The following is a 6146-nucleotide window of genomic DNA, read 5'->3' as shown; positions in this document are numbered from 1 at the left end:
GGATGTCAACGCCGATTACCTCGAAGCCATACTCGAGCGGGTTAACGTCTCCCGTATCCGGGACTGCCGGTTCCGGGTGGTTGTTGACTGTGCCAATGGATCACCCTCGCTGATCACCCCACAACTCCTCAGTGAGTTGGGATGCCGGGTGGTCAGCCTGAATGCCCATCCCGATGGACGGTTTCCCGGGAGAAATCCGGAACCGATTCCTCAGAATCTTGGAGACATCACCACGCTGATGAAGCACGGAGATTTCCAGGTGGGCTTCGCCCAGGACGGAGACGGTGACCGGTTGATCGTCATCCAGGAAAATGGGGAATTCGTCTCCGGAGACGCCAGCGTCAGCCTGGTAGCCAAAGATCTGGCTGAAAGAAATATACCGGGCCCCCTGGTGACCACTGTGGCCACCACCCATCTTTTACAGGAAATCGCCCGGCAAACCAACCGCGGTTTTATGGCCACTGCCGTAGGCGACCTGGTGGTGGCTCAAGCCCTTCAAGAACACGGCGGTATCTTCGGGTGCGAGGAAAACGGCGGAATGATTTTTCCCGATTTTGTCTGGGGACGGGATGGTGCGATAGCCGCAGCCTGGATCCTGAATATCATGGCTGAGCGCGACAAACCGCTGAGCGACATGCTCCGGGATCTTCCCGCTTACTACCAAGTCAAACGGAAGGTTGTCGTCAGTGCGGATAAGAAACCGGCCATCATCGAAAGGATCGACCGCGTAACCGCACAGGAGAAAAACCGGATCACCATCGACGGTTTCAAGGTTGTCTATGACGACGGTTCCTGGCTCTTGATCCGACCTTCGGGCACAGAACCGCTCTTCCGGGTCTTTGCCGAGTCAAAAGATCCTCAACGGGCGGAAGCCTTGGTTAATCAATACTTGAAGATCATCGATGACGTGTAGGCGAAAACCCAGCGTCCCGCTTAAAACGCTCAGCCACAGATGGAGACTACGATCGTCGGGGGGCCGGAAATTCACCGGCTTCCCCCAACGCCGGACACAGGTCGTTCAATGTCATTCGATCCTCGGAAAAACGACAATACGCTTGTAGACAGTCCGGTCAGGTTGCCTGAGAACGAAGTCCACGGTATCGGCCACCTCTTCCGGTTTCATCACTTGCTCCAGGTTGCCCGGGTATGTTGTGTCCCCTTCCCGCCACAGCGGCGTGTCCACCGCACCGGGACAAATCGTGGTCAGATGCCATGGGAACGGACTTCCTGAGCCAAGGCGTCGGCCATGCCGATCATCCCATGTTTCGAAGCCCCGTAAGTCACTTCTTTATGGATCCCCCGAGTACCGGAAACAGAACTGATATTGATGATGCGTCCCTGTTTCCGGGCTATCATCGAGGGGAGCACCAGGCAGGTGGCGAACAGAGTTCCTTTCAAATTGACATCTATGATTCGGGAGATGATCTCCAGGTCCTGTTCCCAAAAATTGATTCCCTGATAAATCCCCGCATTATTGACTAAGACGTCGATCGGTTCATGTTCTGATTCGATTGTCCGATAGATCGCCGCAAGTTCCCGGGGGCTAGTCCCATCAACGGGATAGGTGTGGATTTTTTTCGCCACCCCACACGGTTAGTTCCTTTAGAGTTTCCCGATGCCGGGCCAGAGCGAAAACTGTCATCCCCGATGAAACCAGCTTCAGAGAGATCGCCCTTCCAATGCCCTTACTGGCTCCGGTCACGACAATGTTTTCAATCTTCATTTTCATTCCTTTTGGGCTTTCAGAAACATTCCTTCTCCGGAAACAAAGCAGTGTAATACATGTCCTATACCTTCTTCCCAACTAATTCGATTAGATAAGGATTAGAGCTAATTTCCTCCTGAAGGGTGCTCATCGGTCCATGACCGGGAAGAACGGTCGCCTCCCCCGGAAAGTGGGAACACATTTTTTTCAGAGAAGCAGTCAGTGCCTGGAAAGAACCACCTGGCAAATCCGTTCTTCCCACTGACCCGGCAAACAAAGTATCTCCACTGAAAAGCCACAGTAGGTCCGGAAAATACAAACACATACTTCCCGGTGTATGACCGGGGGTATGGAGATAGTCTACCGGGACACCACCGAACAAGAAGCGGCCTGCCTCTCCCGCGAGCGCTTGATCTGATTCCGGAGAGACAAAAGGGTGATAAATTTTAGAAGAAAGATTTAAAGAAGGGTCTAATAGATACCGGACTTCACGTTCGTGGATGAGCAGTTTTGCTCCGGGATACTGCTCCTTGAAATACCGGTTGCCCCCAATATGGTCGATATGACCATGAGTATTGACAATAAAGATTAAATTCAGCCCGTTCTCCACTAAAAAGTTGTCGATATCCGGCGCCGGGACCGGTGAATCGATGAGCAGAGCTTCTCTGTCTCGAAAAACCAAATAACACTCGGTCAAAAAATCTCCCAGAGTAAAACGACGGTATCTTAGGTACGCATTCATGTCTCGTTCCCTTTTTTGCTCTCCAGCAAGATCGTCACCGGACCGTCGTTTACAAGCTCGACCTGCATTATTGCTCCAAAGATGCCCGTTTGGACATCCAAACCCCGTTGCGCTAAGCCGTTCCGCACCGCTTCAAAAAGTTCCCGGGCCAAGATCGGATCGGCGGCTCGGTCAAAACTGGGGCGTAGCCCTCTGCGGCATTCGCCATAGAGGGTAAACTGTGAAACCAGGAGTATTTTCCCGCCACGGTCAATCAAGCTGGCGTTCATCTTGTCCTGTTTATCTTTAAAGAGTCGAAGATTGGGTATTTTTCTTATCAGGTACTCGACGTCCAATAAGTCGTCTCCCCGCCCCACCCCCAGGAAGACCAGAAGACCATCGTCAATCTTGCCGGTAATATTCCCACCGACCCGGACCAAGGCTGACGTCACCCGCTGGATCACGGCTATCATTTCAGAACAAACGCTCCTCCCCGCCGAACAGCTTTCACATGAGATACTTTCTTCAGCGCCTGGACACAAGAATCCAGTTCATTTCGGTCTTTTACTTCCACCACCATAACAATCTTCGCTTCGCTTCCGTTGGTATGCGCATGGATCGAACGGATCTCCATCTGAAGGTTAGCAAACGTATTGGTGATATCCGCTAGAAGTTTCGGGCGGTCCAAAGATTCGACCACTAAGCCGGCCTGGTAAGAATGAATCACCTCCCTGTCCCAAGTCGCCTCAATAATCCGGTTGCTGTTCTGGGACAGACGTACCAGGTTGTGGCAGATGGATCGGTGAACCGTGATCCCTTTTCCCAGGGTGATGAATCCAACGATACGGTCACCGGATATCGGAAGGCAGCAGCGGGCCAGTTTCACGGAAAGACCGGTAGCACCCTGGATGATGATTGCGTCTTCTGCCTGAGTCGTGGTCGGTTTTGCTCCAACCCGCTTTTTCTTTTGAAACCGTTTACGAATCGAATACGGCAAGATTTTGTTGATAACCTGCCTGGTGGTGAACCGTCCCTCTCCAATTGCGCTATAAAGATCTTCAAGGGCTCGATAGTTGTTTTCATCCATAAACTTCCCCAGGTTCGCCTGGACCTGGGTTGTCTCTTCGGCTTCCAGGGAATATTTTGCGAGTTCTTTCTCAAGGGCGGATTTTCCTTTTTCCAAGCTCACATCCCGGTTTTTCTTGCGAAGAAAGGCCCGGATTTTATTGCGGGCTCCCGGTGTCTGAGCGATCCTCAGCCAATCGACACTCGGGCCGGAAGAGGAGCGGGAGGTAATTATTTCAACGATATCCCCGCTTTTCAACTGGTAATCAAGGGGGACGATCTGTTTGTTAACCCGCGCACCGATGCAATGGTTTCCGATTTCTGTGTGGATCAGGTAGGCAAAATCTATGGGCGTGGATTTCCGGGGAAGCTTCTTTAAATCTCCTTTTGGGGTAAAAACATATACCTCCTCATCAAAAAGACTGATTTTCAAGCTTTCCATGAATTCCCGGGTATTACGCAGGTCCTGCTGCCATTCCAGAATCTGGCGCAACCAGGCCATTCGCTCCAAGATCTCATTTGCTGCTTCCTTCTTTCCCTCCTTGTAGCGCCAGTGGGCGGCAACCCCATATTCGGCTATACGGTGCATTTCCCAAGTTCGAATCTGAATTTCCATCGGATCACCCTGAGGACCGATGACTGTTGTGTGCAGAGATTGGTACATATTTGACTTGGGAAGAGCGATATAATCTTTGAACCGGTCGGCAACTGGGACCCAGAGGGAATGGACGATTCCCAGGACTGCGTAACAGTCCTCGATTGTTTCGACAATCACCCGCATAGCAATGAGATCGTGCAGGTCGTCGAGGCTGATCTTCTGGCGGTTCATTTTCATGTAAATACTATAAATGTTCTTAAAGCGACTCTGGAATTCCGCGCTGATTTTTGAGCGACTTAATCGTTCCCGTAATTTTGTTTCTGCCACGCCAATCTGGCTTTCCCTTGATTCCCGGATCCGCTCAATTCCTCGCTGAACGTTGCAGAATATTTCCGGATCGAGAAAAAACAACGAGAGGTTTTCTAACTCGTTACTAATCTTACCGATCCCCAGCCTTCTGGCAATCGGTGCGAAAATTTCCAAAGTTTCCTGAGCAATGATTTCCTTTTTATCCCGATACTGGAACTTCAGGGTGCGCATATTATGCAGTCGGTCGGCCAGCTTGATGATAATTACACGGACATCTTCGGCCATTGCGACAAAAAGGCGCCGGTAGTTTTCTATTTGAGCTTCTTCCTGTTTGATGAGCGCAAAACCGACGCTGAGTTTTGTCGCTCCACGGATCAAAGCAGTGATCTCCCTTCCGAATTCCCTATCCAGTTCTTCTTCTGAAATGTAGGTATCCTCGAGAACGTCGTGGAGGAGGGCGGCACAGATCGTGGCGTCATCCATCTTAAGGTCGGCCACGACATGGGCAACCGCCAGGGGATGGATAATAAACGGTTCACCGGAAAGGCGATCTTGTCCTTGATGAGCCTGCTGGGAGAAGGTATAGGCCTTCTCGATCAAAGACCGGTCAAACCGAGGATTGTATTCAGCTATCCTTTCCTGGAGTTCATCCAGGTAATGACTGACCACAACGATGATGGGCCTCTTCTCACTCAAGTGGAATGCGTCTCATTACTTGTCCCCTCCTCAAGATCTGGCCTCTCCTACCGAAAGAGCTATCTAAAGGAGAGCGATGTCAATTACACGCTGATTAATGAATGAACGTTGTATGAAGCGAACTTGTCACGTCCTTTGAGAAAATCGAGTTCGAGAACAAATCCGATGCCGACGATGACTCCCCCCAGCTTTTCAATCATCTCACAAACAGCCGTCGTTGTGCCTCCGGTAGCCAGGACATCATCGACAATGAGGATTTTCTGGCCGTCTTCCAAGGCGTCAGAATGGATTTCCAGGGTTTCCAGTCCATATTCGAGCTCAAAAGACCGGGAATAGACTGTAAAGGGAAGTTTCCCTTTTTTACGGATCGGGATAAAGCCACAGCCCAGGTTGTAAGCTATCGGAGCCCCGATGATAAATCCCCGGGCTTCGATACCGACGATTAAATCCGGTGCGCTATCCCGAAAGTAATTGGCCAGTTGATCGATACAGACATGGAAAGCGGCGGGGTCTTTCAATAAAGTGGTGATATCTTTGAACTGGATACCCGGTTTCGGGAAGTCGGGAATATTTCTTATGTATTGTGCAAGATCCATGATCGACCATCCTTTCATTTTTTAATCCGCCAGTCGTGTATTTTCAAGTAGGGGTAATTGCCATAATTATTACGATAGATTTCAAAGGCCAGATCAACCAGCGAACTTTGGGTGAGTTCTTCGGCTGTAACCACGCCGGAGATAACCACCGCTTCCTGAAAGTCACAATCCTGTCGAGTGAGCAATTTCAGGTGCTGGTTTCTCTTTCCCCAAGTCCAGCTTTTAACCAGAGAGACATTCAAGGCCGCAAAAAGGGGGCTTGGATTTTTTTCTCCAAAGGGTTCGAGTTTTTCCAACCAAGATAACATTCGTGAATTGATATCGCTCAACGAGATCTGAGCGTCGACAACCAATCCCTGCATTCCACGAAGGGATTTGATTTCATGACCGTAATGACGGTTTAAGGTCTCCCGTAGTTGAGAGATATTTTTTTCTTCGACTTTCAGGCCGGCGGCC

General features: G+C 50.4%; 8 protein-coding genes. 1 reads left to right on the top strand and 7 read right to left on the bottom strand.

What is annotated here, in order from left to right:
- On the top strand, nt 1–913 hold a 913-nt coding region (locus VLH40_08530), incomplete at its 5' end, for a hypothetical protein (protein ID HSV32048.1).
- Nucleotides 914–1203: 290 nt separating this feature from the next.
- On the opposite strand, the gene VLH40_08525 is transcribed toward VLH40_08530, so the two are convergent.
- The 7 genes from VLH40_08525 to VLH40_08495 all read right to left on the bottom strand — a co-directional run.
- The gene (locus VLH40_08525; GenBank protein ID HSV32047.1) at nt 1204–1584 is read right to left on the bottom strand and encodes an SDR family NAD(P)-dependent oxidoreductase; all 381 of its coding nucleotides are present in this window, start codon (nt 1582–1584) and stop codon (nt 1204–1206) included.
- Nucleotides 1553–1723 (bottom strand): SDR family NAD(P)-dependent oxidoreductase, encoded by a 171-nt coding sequence (locus VLH40_08520; protein ID HSV32046.1) that lies wholly within the window; start codon nt 1721–1723, stop codon nt 1553–1555. The genes VLH40_08525 and VLH40_08520 overlap by 32 nt, the downstream gene beginning before the upstream one ends.
- Before the next feature lie 64 nt (nt 1724–1787).
- Nucleotides 1788–2447: an MBL fold metallo-hydrolase gene (locus VLH40_08515; protein ID HSV32045.1), complete on the bottom strand. Its 660-nt coding sequence runs from the start codon at nt 2445–2447 to the stop codon at nt 1788–1790.
- Nucleotides 2444–2899: a D-aminoacyl-tRNA deacylase gene (dtd, locus tag VLH40_08510; GenBank protein HSV32044.1), complete on the bottom strand. Its 456-nt coding sequence runs from the start codon at nt 2897–2899 to the stop codon at nt 2444–2446. Before dtd ends, VLH40_08515 begins: the two co-directional genes overlap by 4 nt.
- The gene (locus VLH40_08505) at nt 2896–5094 is read right to left on the bottom strand and encodes a bifunctional (p)ppGpp synthetase/guanosine-3',5'-bis(diphosphate) 3'-pyrophosphohydrolase (GenBank protein ID HSV32043.1); all 2199 of its coding nucleotides are present in this window, start codon (nt 5092–5094) and stop codon (nt 2896–2898) included. The genes dtd and VLH40_08505 overlap by 4 nt, the downstream gene beginning before the upstream one ends.
- A gap of 83 nt (nt 5095–5177) precedes the next feature.
- A complete protein-coding gene (locus tag VLH40_08500; protein ID HSV32042.1) occupies nt 5178–5690 on the bottom strand; it encodes an adenine phosphoribosyltransferase in 513 nt (170 codons plus the stop codon).
- Between the two features lie 14 nt (nt 5691–5704).
- The coding region (locus VLH40_08495) for a hypothetical protein (GenBank protein ID HSV32041.1) at nt 5705–6146 on the bottom strand (442 nt) is incomplete at its 5' end.

Source organism: Atribacteraceae bacterium (assembly GCA_035477455.1).
Taxonomy (GTDB): Bacteria; Atribacterota; Atribacteria; order Atribacterales; family Atribacteraceae; genus DATIKP01.
This window is presented reverse-complemented; position numbering and strand designations above follow the sequence as displayed.

Bases quoted from the DNA above. Each gene is read 5' to 3' on its own strand.
- dtd (HSV32044.1), bottom strand. From the start codon at position 2,899: ATGATAGCCGTGATCCAGCGGGTGACGTCAGCCTTGGTCCGGGTCGGT.
- VLH40_08520 (HSV32046.1), bottom strand. From the start codon at position 1,723: ATGAAGATTGAAAACATTGTCGTGACCGGAGCCAGTAAGGGCATTGGA.
- VLH40_08515 (HSV32045.1), bottom strand. From the start codon at position 2,447: ATGAATGCGTACCTAAGATACCGTCGTTTTACTCTGGGAGATTTTTTG.
- VLH40_08500 (HSV32042.1), bottom strand. From the start codon at position 5,690: ATGGATCTTGCACAATACATAAGAAATATTCCCGACTTCCCGAAACCG.